Here is a 19,461-nt window from a genome sequence, read left to right on the forward strand (position 1 = left end):
CAATTGGCCGGCAGAGACGTTGATCCGGCATTCCATTCGCCGTTCCCGCCGCGGGATCATGTCGGTCATCCGGCGGGGACGCCGGGTGACCCGGTATGTGGAGGGAGTGGACCGGTGGAACGGACGGACCTGCGGGCGGCCACCCGGGCGGCGGTGCGGCCGGTCACCCCGCGCCAGCGGGCCGCACGGGCCGCCAGCAACGGCGGCGAGCCGACGTTGGAGTTCGGCGGGCGGGTCCCGTACGACGCGTACGTGCAGGCCAGCACCCTGCACCGGTTGCAGGCGCCGCTCAGCGACGACCCGGGCGAGATGTCGTTCCTCATGGTCAGCCAGATCATGGAGTTGTACTTCGGGCTGACCTGCCACGAGCTGCGCGAGGCCCAGCGCCACCTGCGCGCCGACCGGATCTGGGACGCCCTGGCCCCGCTGCGCCGCGCCGCCCTGCACCTGGAGGGCCTGAACGCGGCCTGGAACGGCCTCCGCTGGATGACCCCGGCCGACTTCAACCGGTTCCGTAACCTGCTCGGCGAGGGCTCAGGTTTCCAGTCGGCGATGTACCGCCACCTGGAGTTCCTGCTGGGCCTCCGGGACGAGGCGCTGATCCGGCCGTTCCGCCGGCAGGCCGAGGTGTACGCCGAGCTGCGCGCCGCCCTGGCGGCCCCGAGCCTCTGGGACGACGTGGTCGCCCTGCTCGCCCGGCACGGGCACGAGGTCCCCGCCGAGCTGCTGGACCGGGACGTCACCGGCGAGCACCAGCCGCACCCCGCCGTCGAGGCCGCATGGGTACGGATCTACGACGAGGAGGCCGGGCCGGAGAACCACCTCCGCCTGCTCGGCGAGGCGCTGACCGAGGTGGCCGAGCAGTTCGGCGACTGGCGGTGGAACCACATCAAGGCCGTGCAGCGCACGATGGGCGCCAAGGTCGGCAGCGGCGGCTCCGCCGGGCTGGCGTGGCTGCAGCGCAGCATGGCCCGGGTGGTCTTCCCGGAGCTGTGGTCGGCCCGGACCGCGATGTGACCGAAGGACGAGACATCCCGTGACGAGCACCGAAGACGAGGCCCTCCGCCTCGACGCCGACGACCCCGGTCACCGGCGCCTGTTCCACGTTCCGGCCGCGGACGGCGGCCGCTACCCGGAGGCCGCCTACCTGGCCGGCAACTCGCTCGGCCTGCAGCCCCGGGCCACCCGGGACGAGCTCCTCGGCGACCTGGACGCGTGGCGGCGGCTGGGGGTGGAGGGGCACCTGGAGGCCGAGCGGCCATGGCTGCCGTACCACGAGCTGTTGACCGGGCCGGCCGCGCGACTGGTCGGCGCCCGGCCGGCGGAGGTGGTGGTGATGAACTCCCTCACCGTCAACCTCCACCTGCTGATGGTCAGCTTCTACCGGCCGGCCGGGGCTCGGACCCGCATCGTCATCGAGGACACCGCCTTCCCGTCGGACAGTTACGCCGTCCGCAGCCAGGCCCGCTTCCACGGCCTCGACCCGGACACGACGGTGGTGCGGTTGCGTCCCCGTCCCGGCGAGGACACCCTGCGCACGGCCGACGTGCTCGACCTCCTCGCGACCGAGGGCGACACCGTCGCACTGGTGCTGCTCGGCGGCGTCAACTACCTGACCGGCGAACTGATGGACATCCCGGCGATCACCGCGGCCGGCCGGGCGGCCGGTGCCCTCGTCGGCTGGGACCTCGCGCACGCCGCCGGCAACGTGCCGCTGCACCTGCACGACTGGGACGTGGACTTCGCGGCCTGGTGCTCGTACAAGTACCTGAACTCCGGTCCGGGGGCGCTGTCCGGCGTGTTCGTGCACGAGCGCCACCTCGGCGACCCGGCGCTGCCCCGCTTCGAGGGTTGGTGGAGCACCGAGGCGGCGACCCGTTTCGAGATGACGCCGGTCTCCCGGCCGCCGGCCACCGTGGAGGCCTGGCAGGTCTCCAACCCGCCGATCTTCGCCATGGGCCCGGTGCGCACCTCGCTGGAACTCTTCGACGCGGTCGGCATGCCGGCGCTACGGGAGCGCAGCGTGCGGTTGACCGGCTACCTGGAGCGGCTGCTGGACGAGGTGACGCCGGGACGGCCGCTCACCGTGGTCACCCCCCGCGACCCGGCCCGGCGCGGTGCTCAGCTCTCGGTGCGGATCGGCACCGGCAGCGCCGCCGGGCTGGCCAAGCGCCTGCGGCACGAGCACGGGGTGATCGCCGACGCCCGGGAGCCGGACATCCTCCGGTTCGCCCCGGTACCGCTGTACTGCTCGTACCACGACTGCTGGCGGGTGGCCGAGGCGCTGGCCGCGACGGTGGAGGTGTCCCGGTGAGCGCGAGGAGTGAGCCGGGTTTGCGAGCCCCGCAGTCGCGAACGAAGGGAAGGCGCCGATGAGCCAGGAACGCGACGAGATCGCCGTCGTCGGCGCCGGCCTCGCCGGCTGCCTGCTCGCCTGTTTCCTGGCCCGGCGCGGCTACCGGGTCGCCCTCTACGAGCGCCGGCCGGACCCGCGCACCGGGACGGTCGAGCGGGGCCGGTCGATCAACCTGGCGCTGTCCGAGCGCGGGCTGGACGCGCTGCGCCGGATCGGGCTGGACACCCAGGTGATGTCGGACGCGCTGCCGATGCGCGGCCGGATGATCCACCCGGTCGCGGGGGAGTCGCAGTTCCAGCCGTACAGCGCGGCCGGTGACCGGGCGATCAACTCGATCAGCCGGGGCGCGCTGAACAACGCCCTGCTGGACGCCGCCACCGCGCTGCCCGGTGTACGGGTCGCCTTCGACCACCGGCTGGTCGGCCTCGACCCGACCACCGGTGAGATGACCTTCGAGACGCCGCAGGGCAAGGTCCTGGCCACGTCGCCGGTCGTGCTCGGCGCCGACGGGGCCGGTTCCGCCGTACGCGGTCAGCTCCTCGGGCACGGGCTGCTCCGCGAGAGCGTGGACTTCCTCGACTACGGCTACAAGGAACTGACCATCCCGCCGCTGGGCGGGGACTTCGCGCTCGACCCGGAGGCGCTGCACATCTGGCCGCGGGGCACGTCGATGATGATCGCGCTGCCCAACCCGGACCGCTCCTTCACCTGCACGCTCTTCTGGCCCACCCACGGCACCGCGAGCTTCGCGTCGTTGGGCAGCCCGGCGGCCATCGAGCGGCACTTCGCGCAGCACTACCCGAACCTGCTGCCGCTGGCCCCGAACCTGGTTGACGACTACCAGCACAACCCGGTCGGGGTGCTGGGCACGGTCCGCTGCGACCCGTGGCAGGTGACCGGGCGGGTGGGCCTGCTCGGCGACGCGGCGCACGCCATCGTGCCGTTCTACGGGCAGGGCGCGAACTGCGCGTTCGAGGACGTGGTGGAGCTGGACCGCTGCCTCGACGAGTGCGCCGACGACTGGTCCGCCGCGCTGCCGCAGTTCCAGCGGCGCCGGCAGGACAACGCGGAGGCGATCGCCCAGATGGCCCTGGCCAACTTCGTGGAGATGCGCGACAAGGTCGCCTCGCCGCTGTTCCAGTTCGGCCGCCGGGTGGAACACGCACTGGAACGGGCCCTGCCCGGCCGGTACGTTTCCCGGTACGAGCTGGTGTCCTTCTCGACCACCCCGTACGCGGAGGTGCGCCGCCGGGTCCGTCGGCAGCACCGGATGCTCGGTGCCGCCGGCGTGGGGGCGGCGCTGCTGCTGGCCGGGGCGGTCGGGTCAGTGCTCCGCCGAGGGAGGCGTCGATGACCGGCTGGGACCCGCGGCTGATGACCGGGCACGCCCCGGACGGGCCGGGCCTGTTGCGCAACTTCGTCGCCGGGGAGTTCGTCGACGCCGGCCGCCGCTTCACCAAGCGCAGCCCGGTGACCGGTGAGCCGGTGTTCGAGGTCGTCGAGGCGACCGGGTCCACCGTGGACGACGCGGTGTCCGCCGCGCGGGCCGCGCTGCGGGGCCCGTGGGGCCGGATGGGGGAGCGGGAACGCGCCGAGGTGCTGCGCCGGGTCGCCGACGAGCTGGAACGCCGCTTCGACGACCTGGTGACCGCCGAGGTGGCGGACACCGGCAAGGCCATCTCGCAGGCCCGGACGCTGGACATCCCGCGCGGCGCGGCGAACTTCCGCGCCTTCGCCGAGATCGTCGCCACCGCGCCCACCGAGTCGTTCACCACGGTCACCCCGAGCGGCGGCCGGGCGCTCAACTACGCCGTCCGCAAACCGGTCGGCGTGGTCGCGGTGATCGTGCCGTGGAACCTGCCGCTGCTGCTGCTCACCTGGAAGGTCGCGCCGGCGCTGGCCTGCGGCAACGCGGTCGTGGTCAAGCCCAGCGAGGAGACGCCCGCCTCGGCGACGCTGCTCGCCGAGGTGATGGCCGCCGCCGGCGTGCCCGAGGGCGTGTTCAACCTGGTGCACGGCTTCGGACCGGGCTCGGCTGGGGAGTTCCTCACCCGGCACCCGGGAGTCGACGCGATCACCTTCACCGGCGAGTCGGCCACCGGCGGGGCCATCATGCGCGCCGCCGCCGACGGGGTGAAGGCGGTCTCCTTCGAGCTCGGCGGGAAGAACGCCGGGCTGGTCTTCGCCGACGCCGACCTGGACGCGGCGGTGGCCGGTTCGGTGCGCTCCAGCTTCACCAACGGCGGCCAGGTCTGCCTCTGCACCGAACGCGTCTACGTGCAGCGCCCCGTCTTCGAGGAGTTCACCGCCCGGCTGGCGAAGCGGGCCGCCGAGCTGCCGTACGGGTGGCCGGCCGACGAGGCCACGGTGAACATGCCGCTGATCTCGCACACCCACCGGGAGAAGGTGCTCGGGCACTACGAGCTGGCCCGCGCCGAGGGCGCCGACGTGCTCGCCGGGGGCGGCACGCCGCGCTTCGGCGACGCCCGCGACGGCGGCGCGTACGTGCAGCCGACCGTGCTCGCCGGGCTCGGCCCGGACGCCCGGACCAACCGGGAGGAGATCTTCGGCCCGGTCGTGCACGTCGCGCCCTTCGACGACGAGGACGAGGCGTACGCCCTCGCGAACGGCACCGAGTACGGCCTGGCGGCGGCCGTCTGGACCCGGGACGTGGGCCGCGCCCACCGGGCCGGCGCCCGGCTCGACGCGGGCATCGTCTGGGTCAACACCTGGTTCCTGCGCGACCTGCGCACCCCGTTCGGCGGGGTGAAGGCGTCCGGCATCGGCCGCGAGGGCGGCGTGCACTCGCTGGACTTCTACTCCGAACTCACCAACGTCTGCGTGGACCTGTCATGATCGATTACGAGGCCGCGGCCCGGGAGCTGACCGAGGCCCGGGAGAGCGGCAAGCCCTGCCCGCCGCTGCGCGGGCGGCTGCTCCCCGAGGGGGACGTCACCTCCGCGTATCTCGTGCAGCAGTTGCAGGTGCGGGAGTGGCTGCGGCGCGGCTACCGGCGGGTCGGCGCGAAGATCGGCCTGACCTCCCGGGCGGTGCAGGAGAGCTTCGGCGTCTACCAGCCGGACTTCGGCGTGCTGACCGAGGAGATGGCGGTGCCGGACGGTGTCGAGGTGGCGCTCGACCGGCTGCTCCAGCCCCGGGTGGAGGCCGAGATCGCCTTCGTGCTCGGCGCGGACCTGCCCGACGAGCGGATCACCACCGCCGACCTGACCCGGGCCGTGGACCACCTGCTGCCGGCGATCGAGATCGTCGACTCCCGGATCGCCGGCTGGGACATCTCCATCGTGGACACGGTCGCGGACAACGCGTCCAGCGGGCTGTTCGTGCTGGGCACCACGCCGCGCCGGCTCGCCGACGTCGACCTGCGGCTCGCCGGCATGGTGCTCGAACACGCCGGGGAGCCGGTCTCGGTGGGCGCCGGGGCGGCCTGCCTGGGCAACCCGCTGCACGCGTTGGCCTGGCTGGCGCAGACCCTCGCCCGCTCCGGCGACCCGCTGCGCGCCGGCGACGTCGTGCTCTCCGGCGCGCTCGGCCCGATGGTGCCGGTGACGCCCGGAGCGGCGTACGAGGCCCGGATCTCCGGCCTCGGGTCGGTGCGGACCTGTTTCTCTTCGTCCGAGGGGGCGGCATGACGGTCGGTGTGGCGGTGATCGGGTCGGGCAACATCGGCACCGACCTGATGATCAAGGTGTTGCGGCTCAGCGACACCCTGCGGATGGTCGCGATGGCCGGCATCGACCCGGCGTCGGACGGGCTGGCCCGGGCCCGCCGCCTCGGCGTCGCCACCACCGCCGAGGGCGTGGACGGGCTCGTCGCGATGCCCGAGTTCGCCGACGTGGAACTGGTCTTCGACGCCACCTCGGCCGGCGCGCACCGGCACAACGACGCCGTCCTACGAGCCCACGGGCGGACCGTGGTCGACCTGACCCCGGCGGCCATCGGCCCGTACGTGGTGCCGCCGGTCAACCTCGACGAGCACCTGCACGAGACCAACGTCAACATGGTCACCTGCGGCGGGCAGGCGACGGTGCCGATCGTCGCGGCCGTCGGCCTGGTCACCCCGGTCGCGTACGGCGAGATCGTCGCCTCGATCGCCTCGAAGTCGGCGGGTCCGGGCACCCGGGCCAACATCGACGAGTTCACCGAGACCACCGCCCGGGCCATCGAGGTGGTCGGCGGCGCCGAGCGCGGCAAGGCGATCATCGTGCTGAACCCGGCCAACCCGCCGCTGCTGATGCGGGACACGGTCTACTGCCTCTGCGCGGACGCCGACGCCGACCGGGTGGAGATCGCCGCGTCGGTCGCGGACATGGTGAAGCGTGTGCAGGAGTACGTCCCGGGCTACCGGCTCAAGCAGGACGTGCAGTTCGACCGGATCGACACGTACGTGCCGTCGCTCGGCCGGCACCTGACCGGGTTGCAGGTCTCGGTCTTCCTGGAGGTCTCCGGCGCCGGGCACTACCTGCCCGCGTACGCCGGGAACCTGGACATCATGACCTCGGCCGCCCTGCGCACCGCGGAGCGGCTCGTGGCCCTGCGCGTCGAGGGGGTGCGGGCATGACGGATCTGTACATCCAGGACGTGACGCTGCGGGACGGCATGCACGCCATCGCGCACCGGTACACGGTGGACCAGGTGCGGACCATCGCCGCCGCCCTGGACGCCGCCGGGGTGGCCGCCATCGAGGTGGCGCACGGTGACGGGCTCGCCGGGTCCAGCGTCAACTACGGGCACGGCGCGGCCGGCGACGCCGACTGGATCGCGGCGGCGGCCGAGGTGCTGACCACGGCGAAGCTCACCACGCTGCTGCTGCCCGGCATCGGCACCATCGCCGACCTGAAGGCCGCGAAGGCGCTGGGCGTGACCAGCGTGCGGATCGCCACCCACTGCACCGAGGCCGACATCTCCGCCCAGCACATCTCCTGGGCCCGGGAGAACGGCATGGACGTCTCCGGGTTCCTCATGATGTCCCACATGGACGACCCGGCCGGGCTCGCCGCCCAGGCGAAGCTCATGGAGTCGTACGGGGCGCACTGCGTCTACGTCACCGACTCCGGCGGGCGGCTGCTGATGTCCGACGTGGCCGAGCGGGTCGACGCGTACCGGCAGGTCCTGGAACCGGAGACGCAGATCGGCATCCACGCCCACCACAACCTGTCCCTCGGGGTGGCCAACAGCGTCGTCGCCGTCGAGCACGGCCGCGTCCTCGGCCCCACGCCGTCCGGTCCGGACGCCGTGGCCGGGCGTACCGTCCGGGTGGACGCCTCGCTGGCCGGCATGGGCGCCGGCGCCGGCAACGCGCCGCTGGAGGTCTTCGTCGCGGTCGCCGAACTGCGCGGCTGGAAACACGGCTGCGACGTGTTCGCGCTGATGGACGCCGCCGAGGACCTCGTCCGCCCGCTGCAGGATCGGCCGGTGCGGGTCGACCGGGAGACGCTGTCCCTGGGGTACGCGGGCGTCTACTCCAGCTTCCTCCGGCACGCCGAGCGGGCCTCGGCGAGGTACGGCGTGGACGTCCGCTCGATCCTGGTCGAGCTGGGCCGGCGCCGGATGGTCGGCGGCCAGGAGGACATGATCGTGGATGTGGCGCTGGACCTCGCCGGGCAGGGAGGAAACCAGTGAGCGCGAGGAGTGAGTCGGGGTTGCGAGCCCCGCAGTCGCGAACGAAGGTGGCACAGTGATCGGGCCGGACATCACCGGGATCGCCGGGACGTTGGGCGCGGCGGCCGACACCGCCACCGCGATCCCGCAGCTCGCCGCCGAGACCGGGCTCGACGTCGACTCCGCGTACGCGGTCCAGACCGCCCTGCTCCAGCGCCGGCTCGACCGGGGCGAGCGGCTCGTCGGCCTCAAGATGGGGCTGACCAGCAGGGCGAAGATGGCCCAGGTCGGTGTGGACGAGGTGATCTGGGGCCGGCTCACCGACGTGATGCGGGTCCCCGACGGCGGCGCGGTGTCCGTCGGCGACTTCATCCACCCCCGGGTCGAGCCGGAGGTGGCGTTCCTGCTGGACCGGCTGCCCGAGCCGGGCGAGCCGGTCGCCGACTTCGCCGACGCGGTCCGGGCGGTCGCCCCGGCGATCGAGCTGATCGACTCCCGGTACGCGAACTTCACCTTCTCCCTGCCCGACGTCATCGCCGACAACACCTCCGCCGGGGCGTTCGTGATCGGGCCGTGGTGCCCGGTGCCGGACGGCCTCGACAACCTCGGCGTGCTGCTGGAGATCGACGGACGGATCGCCCAGGTCGGGTCGACCGCGGCGATCCTCGGCGACCCGCGCCGCGCGCTGGACGAGGGCATCCGCCTCGCCGGCCGGCACGGCGTCCGGCTGCACCAGGGCTGGGTCTTCCTGGCGGGCGCTGCGACGGCGGCCGTCCCGCTGCGCCCCGGCGCGCACGTCCGTGCCGTCGTGGAGAAGCTCGGCACCGCGTCGCTGAGGGCGGCGGTGTGAGCGAGCAGTCGCGCACCCCGACCGCCCGGGTGGTGGCCGGCAAGGCCGTGCCCCGCGGGGCGTTCCCGCACGTCAAGGTCGCCGGCGGCTTCGTCTTCGTCTCCGGTACGTCCTCCCGCCGGCCGGACAACACCTTCGCCGGTGTCGAGGTGGACGAGTTCGGCACGACCAACCTGGACATCCGGGTGCAGACGCGGGCGGTGGTCGAGAACATCCGGGACCTGCTGCGGTCGGTCGGCGCGGACCTGGCCGACCTCGTGCAGGTCACGTCCTACCTGGTGAACATGAACGACTTCGGCGGCTACAACGAGGTGTGGGCCGAGTTCTTCGACGCGACCGGCCCCACCCGCACCACCGTCGCCGTCCACCAGCTGCCGCACCCGCACCTGCTGATCGAGATGCAAGCCGTCGCCCTTCTCCCGCAAGGAGGTCAGTCGTGAGTGAGATCGCCGAGCCGTTCAGCTTCCCCGGGTGGATCGCGGAGAACCAGCACCTGCTGAAGCCGCCGGTTGGCAACAAGGAGATGCTTCCCGGCAGTGACGACTTCATCGTGATGGTGGTGGGCGGCCCGAACCAGCGCACCGACTTCCACGTGGACCCGTACGAGGAGTTCTTCTACCAGGTCAAGGGCAACATGCACGTCAACCTGATGCTCCCGGAGGGGCCGCGGACGGTGCACGTCCGCGAGGGTCAGATGTGGATGCTGCCGCGCAACACCCCGCACTCGCCGCAGCGCCCCGAGGCCGGCTCGATCGGGATGGTCATCGAGCGGGTCCGCGAGGAGGGGACGCTGGAGAAGTTCCAGTGGTACTGCCCGTCGTGCCACGCGAAGGTCCACGAGGTGGAGCTCCAGGTGCGGGACATCGCCGCCGACCTGCCCCCGGTCTTCCAGGCGTTCTACGCCGACGAGAAGGCGCGCACCTGTGACAACTGCGGCGCGCTGCACCCGGGCAAGGGCTGATGCCGGGACCTGTCGTCGACGTGCACACGCACGTCGTACCGAAGGGGTGGCCGGACCTCGGCGTCGCGTGCGGCGGGTCCGGCTGGCCGTGGTTGCGGGTCGACTCCGAACGCGCGGCCATGATCATGGTCGGGGAAACGGAGTTCCGGCCGGTCGGCGCCGAGTGCTGGGACGCCGACACCCGGCTGGCCGACATGGCCGCCGACGGTGTCGACGTCCAGGTGGTCTCGCCGACCCCGGTCTTCTTCTCCTACGACCGCCCCGCCGACCAGGCGGTCAAGGTGGCCCGGATCTTCAACGACCTGACGCTGGAGGTCACCGCCGCCGACGGCGGCCGGCTGGTGCCGTTCTGCCAGGTGCCGTTGCAGGACCCGGAGGCCGCGTGCGCCGAGGTGGACCGGTGCCTCGCCGCCGGGCACGCCGGTGTGGAGATCGGCAACCACGTCGGTGACCGCGACCTGGACGACGGCGGGATCGTCGAATTCCTGACCCACTGCGCCGAGGTGGGCGCTCCGGTCTTCGTCCACCCCTGGGACATGCCGGGCGGGCCGCGGCTGGACCGCTGGATGGCCCGCTGGCTCACCGGGATGCCCGCCGAGACCCACCTGTCCGTCCTGGCGATGATCCTCGGCGGGGTCTTCGACAAGGTGCCGGAGACGCTGCGGATCTGCTTCGCGCACGGTGGCGGGAGCTTCCCGTTCTGGCTGGGCCGCGCCGACAACGCGTGGCGCCGGCGCGGCGACCTGGTGCGTGGCGCCTCGGCCGCCCCGCCCAGCGCGTACGTCGACCGGTTCTCCGTCGACTCGGTGGTGTTCGAGCCGGCGGCACTGCGGTTGCTCGTCGACACGATGGGGGTCGACCGGGTGCTGGTGGGCAGTGACTACCCGTACCCGCTGGGGGAACGGCCGGTCGGCGCGGTCGTGCACCGGTCCGACTTCCTCGCCCCGGACGAGCGGGACAAGCTGCTCGGCGGCAACGCGCTGCGCTTCCTGTACGGCTGAGACCGGGGCGGCCGGCGGCACGCGCCGCCGCGCGCCGCCGCCACCTGCCTGTTCGCTCCCTTTGCTCTGCTTCACCGGACGCACCGGTTCCGGCCGGTACCTGGTGCGTGGGTTGAAGCAGAGCAAAGGGCCTGCGGTGACACCTCCGGCCGCCGGGCGCGGCGTCGTGCGCGGCCGGCGGTCGGCCCGACCGCCCGCGCCGCTTCGGCGCGTGACGAGTGCGCCCGGGCCGGCCGCCGGGCAGGATGAGAACATGGCCGAGCCGCACGACCTGACCGCGCTGGAGCAGGCCGCCGCGATCGCGCGCGGCGAGCTGACCAGCCGGCAGGTGGTCGAGCACCACCTCACCCGGGTGGCCGCGCTCGGCGACACCGTCGGCGCGTTCGTCACGGTCACCTCGGACGCAGCGCTCGCCGCCGCCGACGCGGCCGACGCGGTCCCGGTCGAGGCGCGGGGGCCGCTGCACGGGGTACCCACCGCGATCAAGGACCTGACGCTCACCGCCGGTGTCCGCACCACCTTCGGCTCGGCCGCCTTCGCCGACTTCGTGCCGCCGGTCGACGCCGACGTGGTCGGCTTCATGCGCGCCGCCGGCCTGATCAGCCTCGGCAAGACCACCACGTCCGAGCTGGGCTGCTCGCTCTACTCCGAGGGCCTGGTCGCCCCGCCGGCCCGCAACCCGTGGAACCTCTCGTACACGGCGGGGGGTTCCAGCGGCGGCGCGGCGGCCGCCGTGGCGGCCGGGCTGGTGCCGGTGGCCCAGGGCTCCGACGGTGGCGGCTCGCTGCGCATCCCCGCCTCGATGTGCGGGCTGGTGGGCTACAAGCCCAGCCGCGGTCTGGTGTCCGGTGGGCCGATCGGGTTCGGGGCGTACGGCCTGCCCACCCACGGCCCGATCGGGCGGACCGTCGCCGACGTCGCCGCGCTGCTCGACGTCCTCTCGCAACCGGTCGCGGGGGAGCCCTACCTGGCGCCGCTCCCGCCCGCCGGCGGGTGGCTCGCCGCCGCCCGCGCCGCCGAGCCGGGACGGCTGCGGATCGGGCGCTTCACCACCCCGATGCTCGCCGAGGAGCCGGTCCACCCGGACTGCGTCGCCGCCGTGGACCGGGCCGCAGCCCTGCTCACCGCCGCCGGCCACGAGGTGGTCGAGGTGCCGTCGCCGCTCACCCCGGCGGCGTGGCCGCTGTTCGAGATCGTCTGGTACGTGCTGGCGCTCGCCCCGGTGCCGCCGGAGCGGGAGAGCGAACTGCTGCCGCTCACCCGGCTGCTGCGGGAGCGGGGCGCGGCGATCTCCGCCGCCACCCTCACCGCCACCCTCGGCGAGCTCCAGGCGCAGGTCCGCCTCGGTGTGCGCCGCACCGCCGGCTGCGACCTGCTGCTCTGCCCCACCCTCGCGGCGCCGCAGGCGCAGGTGGGCTGGTTCACCGAGGGGCACGACCCCGCGGAGGACTTCGACCGGCAACGGCGGTTCTCGCCGTACTGCGCCATCTTCAACGTCATGGGCGATCCGTCGGTGTCGTTGCCGGTGGGCGTCACCGCCGACGGGTTGCCCGTCGGGGTGCTGCTCAGCGGCCGGTACGGCGACGACGGGAGGCTCATCGCCACCGCTGCGCAACTGGAGCACTACGGTGGCGGTTGGGACCGCCACCCCGCAATCTGGCGTGCCGTCGGCTCCGCTAACGTGAATACCACAAGCGGAGTCGGGGAATCGTCTGCTTGATCGTCGACCCGACCCGGATTTCCTGGTCTCTCTTTCGCCTGGGGGCGTTGGGATTGTCTGTAACCGAGACGTTGCTGGTCTTCGTCGGCATCCCGGCGGCCGCGGTGCTGGTGATCGCCGGTCTGGCGTACGCCGGCAGCCGCGGCGGCGGTGGTGGCGGCGGCGGTAAGCGCTACCGGCCGGGCCGGCCCTTCGACTTCACTCCGGTCTGGTTTCTGAGCCGCCCGGAGGAGCTGGCCGACTCGGCCGGCACGGCGCTGGCCGCCGGCGCGCAGGCGCCCGCGCTGAGCAGCCGCAAGCAGGAGCAGGCCGGCATCGAGGCGCCGGCCGGTGGAACCGGAGGCGCAAGTGACCGTTGGTGAAATGCAGCCACAGTCGGGGACGGGGAACCCGCCGGACGTCCTGGACGGGCCGTTCTCGACCCGCCAGCTGCTGCGCATCGACGAGGCGCTGCGCCTGGCCGACCGCGGCACGGGCCTGGTCTTCTCGGTCTTCGTCGGCGGTCTCGACGAGCCGATCCGCGAGCACGCCCAGCGGCTGCACCGGCAGCTCGCCGAGCCCGACCGGTCCGTGCTGATCGCGGTCTCGCCCAACCAGCGGCAGCTGGAGATCGTCACCGGAAAACACGCGCGCAAGCGCATCCCCGACACGTACGCGAAGCTCGCCGCGCTCTCCATGGTCGCGGCCTTCGGCGGCGGTGACCTGACCGGCGGCATCATCACCGGCCTCGACCAGCTCGCCAGCCACGCCGGCAAGGGCTGAGGTGTAAGGAAGGGCCCCTTATTAACGCCTGAGGTAGAGAAGGGCACCCTTCTCACCGCGAACCGCCAACCGCCACCCGGTCCATTCTTCGGACCGGGTGGCGTCGTGTACTCCGGGTCACGCAGCCCGGGCGTCCTTGGCGCGGGCCTTCAGCGCGCGGACCACGCCGTCGCGACCCTCGGCGACCAGCCGCCGTAGCGGCGCCGGGTGGCCCGCACCGGCCAGCCAGGCGTCGGTCGCCTCGACGGTGTCGTCCTCGACCAGGTACGCCGGGTACGCGAGCTGCGCGAACTCCTGCGCGGGCTCGCTGTCCCGGCTGGCCCAGACCTGCGCGACGGTGGCGAAGTACCGCTCCCGGTAGGGCCGGACCAACTCCACCTGGGCCGGGTGGGTGAAGCCCTGCAGCAGCGCCCGGTGCCGCCAGTTCGGCAGCGGCTCCGGGCTGGTCAGCTGCGCCCACACGGCCGCCTTGTTCTCCGGGGTCGGCACGAGCGCGCGCGCGTACGCGGCCTCCCGCTCGCCGCTGGCGGTGCGGTCCGAGGCCAGTTCCGCCTCGACGTCGTCGGGGCCGGCCGCGCCGTTGGCCACCAGGGCGGTGAGCAGCGTCCAGCGCAGCTCGGTGTCGACGGTCAGGCCGGCCGGCACGCCGCTGCCGTCCAGCCAGCCGCGCAGCGTCGCCAGGTCCTCCGACGAGCGGGCGGCCGAGGCGTACGCGCGGGCCCAGGCGAGCTGGAAGCCGCTGCCGGGCTCGGCGGCGGTGAGAGCGGTCCTCGCGGTCCGGGCCAGGTCGGCCCAGCCGGTCGGCGCCCACACCGGGTCGGCGTAGAAGGTGAGCGCGGTGGTGGCCTGCCGCAGGGTGGCCGTGACCAGGTTGATGTCCGTCTCGGCGGGCAGGCCGGCGAGCGCCAGCGCCACGTAGTCCCGGGCGGCCAGCTCCGCGTCGCGGATCATGTCCCAGGCCGCGGTCCAGCAGAGCGCCCGGGCGAGCGACGACTCGAAGCCGGCGATGTGCTGCACCACGGTCGCCATGGACCGTTCGTCGAGCCGCAGCTTCGCGTACGTCAGGTCGTCGTCGTTGAGCAGCAGCACGTCGGCCGCGCGGACCCCGGCCAGCTCGGCCAGCTCGGTCGCCTCGCCGGTGACGTCCACCTCGACGCGCTCGCGACGGACCAGCCGGCCGTCGCTGAGGTCGTACAGGCCCACGCCGATCCGGTGCGTCCGCAGGGTCGGGTGTCCGGTCGGCGCCTCCTGACGGACGACGACGCGCTCGTACGTGCCGTCGGCGCCGATCGTGACCTGCGGGCGCAGCGTGTTGACCTGCGCGGTCTCCAGCCACTGCGCGGCGAACTTGCGCAGCTCCCGCCCGGAGGCCGCCTCCAGCTCGGACAGCAGGTCGTCGAAGGTCGCGTTGCCCCAGGCGTGCTTGCCGAAGTACGACCGCAGGCCGGCCAGGAACGGCTCCTCACCGACGTACGCGACGAGTTGCTTGAGCACGCTGGCGCCCTTGGCGTACGTGATGCCGTCGAAGTTGACCTCGACCGCCTCCAGGTCCGGCATCTCCGTGTAGACGGGGTGGGTGGAGGAGAGCTGGTCCTGCCGGTAACCCCAGTTCTTCCGGATGGAGAGGAAGGTCGTCCACGCGTCGGTGAACCGGGTGGCGTTGGTGTTGCACCAGTGGCTGGCCCACTCCGCGAACGACTCGTTGAGCCACAGGTCGTTCCACCAGCGCATGGTGACCAGGTCACCGAACCACATGTGCGCCATCTCGTGCAGGATCGTGTTGGCGCGCTGCTCGTACTCGAAGTCGGTGACCTGCGAGCGGAAGATGTAGTGCGACTCGGCGTGCGTGACGCAGCCGAAGTTCTCCATCGCGCCGGCGTTGAAGTCCGGCACCCAGAGCTGGTCGTACTTCGGCAGCGGGTAGCGCACCTCGAACTTCTCGTGGAAGAAGTCGAAGCCCTGCTTCGTGATGAGGAACAGGTCCTCGGAGTCCAGATGCGGCGCCATCGAGGCCCGGCAGAAGACGCCGAGGTCGATGCCGTCGTGACTGTCCCGCACCTCGTGGTACGGGCCGGCGCACAGCGCGGTGATGTAGGTGCTCATCCGCGCCGACTCGACGAAGTGGACCGCCTTCAGGCCCTCGCCCGCCGCCTCCTCGCGGTCGACCGGCATGTTGGAGACGACCTTCCAGTGCGCCGGCACCGTGGCGTGCCAGGTGTAGACGCTCTTCAGGTCGGGCTGGTCGAAGGCGGCGAACACCCGCTGGGCGTCGGCCGTCTCGAACTGGCTGTACAGGTAGGTCTCACCGTCGACCGGGTCCACCGTGCGGTGCAGCCCCTGCCCGCTGTTCGAGTACGCGAAGTCCGCGTCGACGACGAGCCTGTTCTCCTCGGCCAGCCCGGGCAGGGTCAGGCCCTTCTCCGCCGACCAGCCGCTCAGGTCCAGCGCGGTGCCGTTCAGCGTCGCGGACCGCACCGAGTCGGCGGCCACCTCGATGAACGTGCTGGCACCGGGTTCGGTGCACCGGAACCGGACCTCGGTCGTCGACCGGAAGGTGCGGCCCTCGGCCTGCACGGCGCTCGACAGGTCCAGACTGATGTCGTACCCGGTCACGTCGAGCAGGCGGCCCCGCTCGGTGGCCTCCACCTGCGTCAGGTTGCGCACTCCCGGCACTGTTCGTCTCCATCTCTCGTCTCGCCGTACGCCGACCGCGGCGCCGTCCGGCGACCGTTCGTGACGGCCGCGCCGATCGAGTCTTGCACGCGTGCCGGCCCCACGGTGGGCCAGCTCACGCTCTCATTCCGGTGTCGGGCGTCGGACGCCGGGGTGAAGATCGGTGCAGACGTCGAGGACCGGCGTCACCCGTCGTGAAGGGACCCCACCGTGAGCGAGCGTGTCACCGTCGACATGTGGTTCGATCCGATCTGCCCGTGGGCGTGGATCACGTCCCGCTGGCTGCTGGAGGTCGAGCAGGTGCGGGAAGTGGACATCCGCTTCCACGTGATGAGCCTGTCGGTGCTCAACGAGGGCCGGGACCTGCCCGAGGAGTACCAGGAACTGATGCGTACCGGCTGGGGGCCGGTGCGGGTCTGCATCGCCGCCGAGCAGCGGTACGGCACCGGGTCGCTCCGTGACCTGTACACCGCGCTCGGCACGCGGATCCACCTCGGGCAGGAGAAGCTCTCCCCGGAGCTGTTCGCCGCCGCGCTGTCCGACGCCGGTCTGGACCCGGCGCTGGCCGGGGCCGCCGACGGCGCCGGGTACGACGAGGCGCTGCGCGCCAGCCACGAGGCCGGCATGCGGCCGGTCGGCACCGACGTCGGCACGCCGGTCATCCACGCCCCGGGTCCGGACGGTTCGCCGGTCGCGTTCTTCGGCCCGGTCATCACCCCGGCCCCGAAGGGCGAGGCCGCCGGCCGGCTGTGGGACGGCGTGCTCCTGGTCGCCGGCACGCCCGGCTTCTACGAGCTGAAGCGCTCCCGCGAACTCGGCCCCATCTTCGACTGAGTCGCAAGGAAGGGCCCCCTGTTAACGCCTTCCGCGGTGCAGGGGGCCCTTGTTAACACTGCGCCGCCCCGGCTACCTCCCCGTCACCCGCCCTCGGGCGGATTCGTTGGCCTCCATGTCCGCCGCATCGACCCGCAGGGGCCGCACCCCGCAGCTCGTGGAGGCATTCCTCATGGCCAAGCACCGTGCGTCCGGTGACGAACCGTCGACCCGGGAGGAGGCGAACGACGATTCCGCGTACTGGTCGGTCGACGACTCCCGCTGGCCGGCGGTCCGTCCCGACCTCCCCACGCACATGGTGGACCTGCTCGCTCCGCCGATCGTCGTCGGCGTGGCCCGCGTACCGGTCACGTCCCGGCTGACCCCGCCCGGCGCCAAGCCGCCGGATCGCGCGCGCCACGCCGTGGCTCCCCGCCGGCCGGTCACGCCGGTGGTGCCGGTCGGTCGGCACCGTCAGGCACTCGACGGCTGAGGACGTGTTAACAGGGGACCCCTCCTATACCGGAGGCGTTAGGAGGGGTCCCTTCCTTTCATCTGGTGGGCGGGGAGTGGGTCCGGGACACGGCGACGGTCCGCACCGGTAGCGTCAGCGCACATGACGGTCGTCCATCCGATCGCCCGGGCCTGGATCACCACCGGCGGCACCGGCGCGCAGAACTACGACGAGTTCGCCGACGACGCGGAGATCACCGCGATCATCGAGGCGAACCCGCACAGTGCCCTCGGCATCGAGATGCCGCACCGGGCGCCGGAGAGCCTGGGGAAGCCGTTCCTGGACGCGCTGCCCGACGCGGTGGCCCGGCTCGCCGAGGCCAAGGCGGACGGCAGCTACACGCCCGCCGAGCAGGTGGTGGTCCTCTACCGGATCAGCGCGCCGGGCGAGGAGCCCGCGTACGGGCTGTTCGCCATGGTCGACACCGAGCAGATCTCGACCCGGGCCGACGAGCCCGGCCTGGTGATCCGCAACGAGGACGTCTTCATCGCCAAGGTGCGCGAGCGGGTGGCCCTGGCCGACGCGCTGGGGCACCTGCTCTCGCCCGTACTCCTGCTCCAGACCGGGCGGGGCGACGAGCTGCACGCCGCGCTCGCGGCGGCGACCGACGCGGCCGGGGCGCCCGCCGCGACCGACGTCGACCAGGCCGGGCGCACGCACGCCATCTGGCTGGTCGGCCCGGGCCCGCGGCAGGACGAGCTGACCGCCCTGGCCGGCGGCGGCGAGCTGGTCGTCGCCGACGGCAACCACCGCAGCCTCGCCGCCCAGACCGGCGGGCTGCCGCGCTTCCTGGCCGTGGTCACCACGCCGGCCTCGGTCGCCATCCAGCCGTACAACCGGCTGGTCAGCGAGCTGACGACCAGCCCGGACGAGCTGCTCGACCGGTTGCGCGCCGCCGGCGCCGAGGTCACGCCGATCACCGGCCCGGTCGAGGTCCCGGCGGCCGGCGGCACCGTCCACCTCCGGCTCCCCGACTCGGGGTACGCGGTACGCCTGCCCCACGTCGGCGCGGGCCGCCTGGAGAACCTGGACCACGCGCTGGTCGAGCGCCTGCTGCTGCGGGACGCGCTGGGGCTGGACCCGGGGGACAAGCGGGTCACCTACGTCGGCGGCGACTACCCGGCGAGCTGGCTGACCGGGGAGGTCGACGCCGGCCGGGCGGAGCTGGCCGTCCTCATCGCGCCGGTGACCGTCGACGACTTCGTCGCGGTGAACCTCGCCCGGGAGAAGATGCCGCGCAAGAGCACCTGGTTCACCCCGAAGGCACGCGGCGGCCTGGTCGTCGCCGAGTTGGAGCGCTGAGCTGTGACGAATCCGCCTCCGTGCCGCCGCCCGCGCGCCGGCACGGAGGCGGGCCTGTCAGACTGCGCGTTATGCGCGTCTACCTGGGATCCGACCACGCCGGCTTCGAGCTGAAGGTGCACCTGGCCAACCACCTGGCCAAGCAGGGGTACGACGTGGTCGACGTCGGCCCGCACGCCTTCGACCCGGACGACGACTACCCGGCGTTCTGCCTGCACACCGGTGACCGGGTGGTCGCCGACGCGGGAAGCCTCGGTGTCGTCATCGGCGGCTCGGGCAACGGCGAGCAGATCGCTGCCAACAAGATCGCCGGGGTGCGGGCGGCGCTGGCCTGGAACATCGACACCGCCCAGCTCGCCCGCGAGCACAACGACGCCAACGTCGTCGCGGTGGGCGCCCGGCAGCACACCCTCGACGAGGCGACCGCCATCGTGGAGGCGTTCCTGACCACCTCGTTCTCCGGCAACGAACGCCACTCCCGCCGCATCGGCCAGGTCGCCGAGTACGAGAACACCCGGACGCTGCCGCCCCTGCCCTGATCCGCCGCCGGCGGGGGTCAGCGGCGGGGTAGGTCCTCCCGAGGCGTCCAGTTCCGGCGGACCAGGACCACCCGGGTCTCGGCCTCGGCCAGGTCCTGCTCGGTCGGCCGGGCGGCGTCCCGCGCGCGCATCGCCGCGGTCACACCCACCTGCGACGACCCCGAGCCGACCAGCCCACGCAGCCCGCGTTCCCCCTCCTCCGGGCCGCCGCGACGGGTTCGCGGCGGCCCGTCGCCGTCGTGCACCCCTGACGTCGCCGCGCTCGGCCCCTCGGCGCCACCCTCGGCGTGGTGCCGGTGCCGGCGTCGCCGTCGCTCCACGTCACCCATCAGCCGACCGTACCGCGCAGGG

At 73.1% G+C, this 19,461-nt stretch carries 20 protein-coding genes; 18 read left to right on the forward strand and 2 right to left on the reverse strand.

The annotated features are described in order from the left end of the window. Positions 1-114 precede the first annotated feature (114 nt). From ACN26Y_RS13675 to ACN26Y_RS13740, 14 genes are all read left to right on the forward strand, one after another. Positions 115-1,017, forward strand: coding sequence for a tryptophan 2,3-dioxygenase (locus ACN26Y_RS13675; RefSeq protein WP_155330646.1), 903 nt, complete (start codon positions 115-117; stop codon positions 1,015-1,017). Positions 1,018-1,036: 19 nt separating this feature from the next. Then, positions 1,037-2,314 carry a kynureninase gene (gene kynU / locus ACN26Y_RS13680; RefSeq protein WP_422734787.1) on the forward strand — a complete coding sequence of 426 codons (1,278 nt, stop codon included), beginning with the start codon at positions 1,037-1,039 and terminating at the stop codon, positions 2,312-2,314. 58 nt (positions 2,315-2,372) lie between these two features. Further along, positions 2,373-3,710 carry an FAD-dependent oxidoreductase gene (locus ACN26Y_RS13685; RefSeq protein WP_422734788.1) on the forward strand — a complete coding sequence of 446 codons (1,338 nt, stop codon included), beginning with the start codon at positions 2,373-2,375 and terminating at the stop codon, positions 3,708-3,710. Between the two features lie 20 nt (positions 3,711-3,730). After that, positions 3,731-5,212, forward strand: a complete 1,482-nt coding sequence (locus tag ACN26Y_RS13690; RefSeq protein WP_155334076.1) for a 2-hydroxymuconic semialdehyde dehydrogenase — start codon at positions 3,731-3,733, stop codon at positions 5,210-5,212. Further along, positions 5,209-6,006 carry a 2-keto-4-pentenoate hydratase gene (locus ACN26Y_RS13695; RefSeq protein WP_155330649.1) on the forward strand — a complete coding sequence of 266 codons (798 nt, stop codon included), beginning with the start codon at positions 5,209-5,211 and terminating at the stop codon, positions 6,004-6,006. The genes ACN26Y_RS13690 and ACN26Y_RS13695 overlap by 4 nt, the downstream gene beginning before the upstream one ends. Continuing rightward, the gene (locus tag ACN26Y_RS13700) at positions 6,003-6,935 is read left to right on the forward strand and encodes an acetaldehyde dehydrogenase (acetylating) (RefSeq protein ID WP_155330650.1); all 933 of its coding nucleotides are present in this window, start codon (positions 6,003-6,005) and stop codon (positions 6,933-6,935) included. The genes ACN26Y_RS13695 and ACN26Y_RS13700 overlap by 4 nt, the downstream gene beginning before the upstream one ends. Beyond that, a complete protein-coding gene (gene dmpG, locus ACN26Y_RS13705) occupies positions 6,932-7,996 on the forward strand; it encodes a 4-hydroxy-2-oxovalerate aldolase (RefSeq protein WP_155330651.1) in 1,065 nt (354 codons plus the stop codon). The genes ACN26Y_RS13700 and dmpG overlap by 4 nt, the downstream gene beginning before the upstream one ends. Before the next feature lie 55 nt (positions 7,997-8,051). Next, positions 8,052-8,825: a 2-keto-4-pentenoate hydratase gene (locus ACN26Y_RS13710; protein WP_155330652.1), complete on the forward strand. Its 774-nt coding sequence runs from the start codon at positions 8,052-8,054 to the stop codon at positions 8,823-8,825. Continuing rightward, on the forward strand, positions 8,822-9,265 hold the full coding sequence (locus tag ACN26Y_RS13715; protein ID WP_155330653.1) for a RidA family protein: 444 nt from the start codon (positions 8,822-8,824) through the stop codon (positions 9,263-9,265). The genes ACN26Y_RS13710 and ACN26Y_RS13715 overlap by 4 nt, the downstream gene beginning before the upstream one ends. Then, entirely contained in the window at positions 9,262-9,786 is a 525-nt protein-coding gene (locus ACN26Y_RS13720; RefSeq protein ID WP_366600194.1) for a 3-hydroxyanthranilate 3,4-dioxygenase, read from the forward strand. The genes ACN26Y_RS13715 and ACN26Y_RS13720 overlap by 4 nt, the downstream gene beginning before the upstream one ends. After that, positions 9,786-10,787, forward strand: a complete 1,002-nt coding sequence (locus tag ACN26Y_RS13725) for an amidohydrolase family protein (protein ID WP_155330655.1) — start codon at positions 9,786-9,788, stop codon at positions 10,785-10,787. The genes ACN26Y_RS13720 and ACN26Y_RS13725 overlap by 1 nt, the downstream gene beginning before the upstream one ends. A 253-nt stretch (positions 10,788-11,040) precedes the next feature. Continuing rightward, entirely contained in the window at positions 11,041-12,507 is a 1,467-nt protein-coding gene (locus tag ACN26Y_RS13730; protein ID WP_155330656.1) for an amidase, read from the forward strand. A 71-nt stretch (positions 12,508-12,578) separates the two neighbouring features. Then, complete coding sequence (locus ACN26Y_RS13735) at positions 12,579-12,869, forward strand: hypothetical protein (RefSeq protein WP_155334077.1); 291 nt, start codon at positions 12,579-12,581, stop codon at positions 12,867-12,869. Further along, positions 12,856-13,269 carry a DUF5130 family protein gene (locus ACN26Y_RS13740; RefSeq protein WP_155330657.1) on the forward strand — a complete coding sequence of 138 codons (414 nt, stop codon included), beginning with the start codon at positions 12,856-12,858 and terminating at the stop codon, positions 13,267-13,269. The genes ACN26Y_RS13735 and ACN26Y_RS13740 overlap by 14 nt, the downstream gene beginning before the upstream one ends. Positions 13,270-13,386: 117 nt before the next feature. On the opposite strand, the gene pepN is transcribed toward ACN26Y_RS13740, so the two are convergent. Further along, on the reverse strand, positions 13,387-15,933 hold the full coding sequence (pepN, locus tag ACN26Y_RS13745) for an aminopeptidase N (protein WP_155330658.1): 2,547 nt from the start codon (positions 15,931-15,933) through the stop codon (positions 13,387-13,389). Positions 15,934-16,152: 219 nt separating this feature from the next. Here pepN and ACN26Y_RS13750 point away from each other — a divergent pair, with 219 nt between their 5' ends. From ACN26Y_RS13750 to ACN26Y_RS13765, 4 genes are all read left to right on the forward strand, one after another. Then, positions 16,153-16,776 carry a disulfide bond formation protein DsbA gene (locus ACN26Y_RS13750; RefSeq protein ID WP_155330659.1) on the forward strand — a complete coding sequence of 208 codons (624 nt, stop codon included), beginning with the start codon at positions 16,153-16,155 and terminating at the stop codon, positions 16,774-16,776. A 172-nt stretch (positions 16,777-16,948) separates the two neighbouring features. Further along, positions 16,949-17,248 (forward strand): hypothetical protein, encoded by a 300-nt coding sequence (locus tag ACN26Y_RS13755; protein ID WP_155330660.1) that lies wholly within the window; start codon positions 16,949-16,951, stop codon positions 17,246-17,248. 123 nt (positions 17,249-17,371) lie between these two features. Next, a complete protein-coding gene (locus ACN26Y_RS13760) occupies positions 17,372-18,571 on the forward strand; it encodes a DUF1015 family protein (protein ID WP_155330661.1) in 1,200 nt (399 codons plus the stop codon). 71 nt (positions 18,572-18,642) lie between these two features. Then, the gene (locus ACN26Y_RS13765) at positions 18,643-19,110 is read left to right on the forward strand and encodes a ribose-5-phosphate isomerase (RefSeq protein WP_155330662.1); all 468 of its coding nucleotides are present in this window, start codon (positions 18,643-18,645) and stop codon (positions 19,108-19,110) included. A 17-nt stretch (positions 19,111-19,127) separates the two neighbouring features. On the opposite strand, the gene ACN26Y_RS13770 is transcribed toward ACN26Y_RS13765, so the two are convergent. After that, the gene (locus ACN26Y_RS13770; RefSeq protein ID WP_155330663.1) at positions 19,128-19,439 is read right to left on the reverse strand and encodes a hypothetical protein; all 312 of its coding nucleotides are present in this window, start codon (positions 19,437-19,439) and stop codon (positions 19,128-19,130) included. Between the last annotated feature and the right edge of the window lie 22 nt (positions 19,440-19,461).

This window comes from Micromonospora sp. WMMD558 (assembly GCF_049315255.1).
GTDB lineage: Bacteria > Actinomycetota > Actinomycetes > Mycobacteriales > Micromonosporaceae > Micromonospora.

Excerpts from the sequence above, each read along its gene's own strand:
- ACN26Y_RS13685 (WP_422734788.1), top strand. The coding sequence starts at position 2,373 with ATGAGCCAGGAACGCGACGAGATCGCCGTCGTCGGCGCCGGCCTCGCC.
- ACN26Y_RS13690 (WP_155334076.1), top strand. The coding sequence starts at position 3,731 with ATGACCGGGCACGCCCCGGACGGGCCGGGCCTGTTGCGCAACTTCGTC.
- ACN26Y_RS13695 (WP_155330649.1), top strand. The coding sequence starts at position 5,209 with ATGATCGATTACGAGGCCGCGGCCCGGGAGCTGACCGAGGCCCGGGAG.
- ACN26Y_RS13700 (WP_155330650.1), top strand. The coding sequence starts at position 6,003 with ATGACGGTCGGTGTGGCGGTGATCGGGTCGGGCAACATCGGCACCGAC.
- dmpG (WP_155330651.1), top strand. The coding sequence starts at position 6,932 with ATGACGGATCTGTACATCCAGGACGTGACGCTGCGGGACGGCATGCAC.
- ACN26Y_RS13725 (WP_155330655.1), top strand. The coding sequence starts at position 9,786 with ATGCCGGGACCTGTCGTCGACGTGCACACGCACGTCGTACCGAAGGGG.
- ACN26Y_RS13730 (WP_155330656.1), top strand. The coding sequence starts at position 11,041 with ATGGCCGAGCCGCACGACCTGACCGCGCTGGAGCAGGCCGCCGCGATC.
- ACN26Y_RS13755 (WP_155330660.1), top strand. The coding sequence starts at position 16,949 with ATGGCCAAGCACCGTGCGTCCGGTGACGAACCGTCGACCCGGGAGGAG.
- ACN26Y_RS13760 (WP_155330661.1), top strand. The coding sequence starts at position 17,372 with ATGACGGTCGTCCATCCGATCGCCCGGGCCTGGATCACCACCGGCGGC.
- ACN26Y_RS13765 (WP_155330662.1), top strand. The coding sequence starts at position 18,643 with ATGCGCGTCTACCTGGGATCCGACCACGCCGGCTTCGAGCTGAAGGTG.
- ACN26Y_RS13770 (WP_155330663.1), bottom strand. The coding sequence starts at position 19,439 with ATGGGTGACGTGGAGCGACGGCGACGCCGGCACCGGCACCACGCCGAG.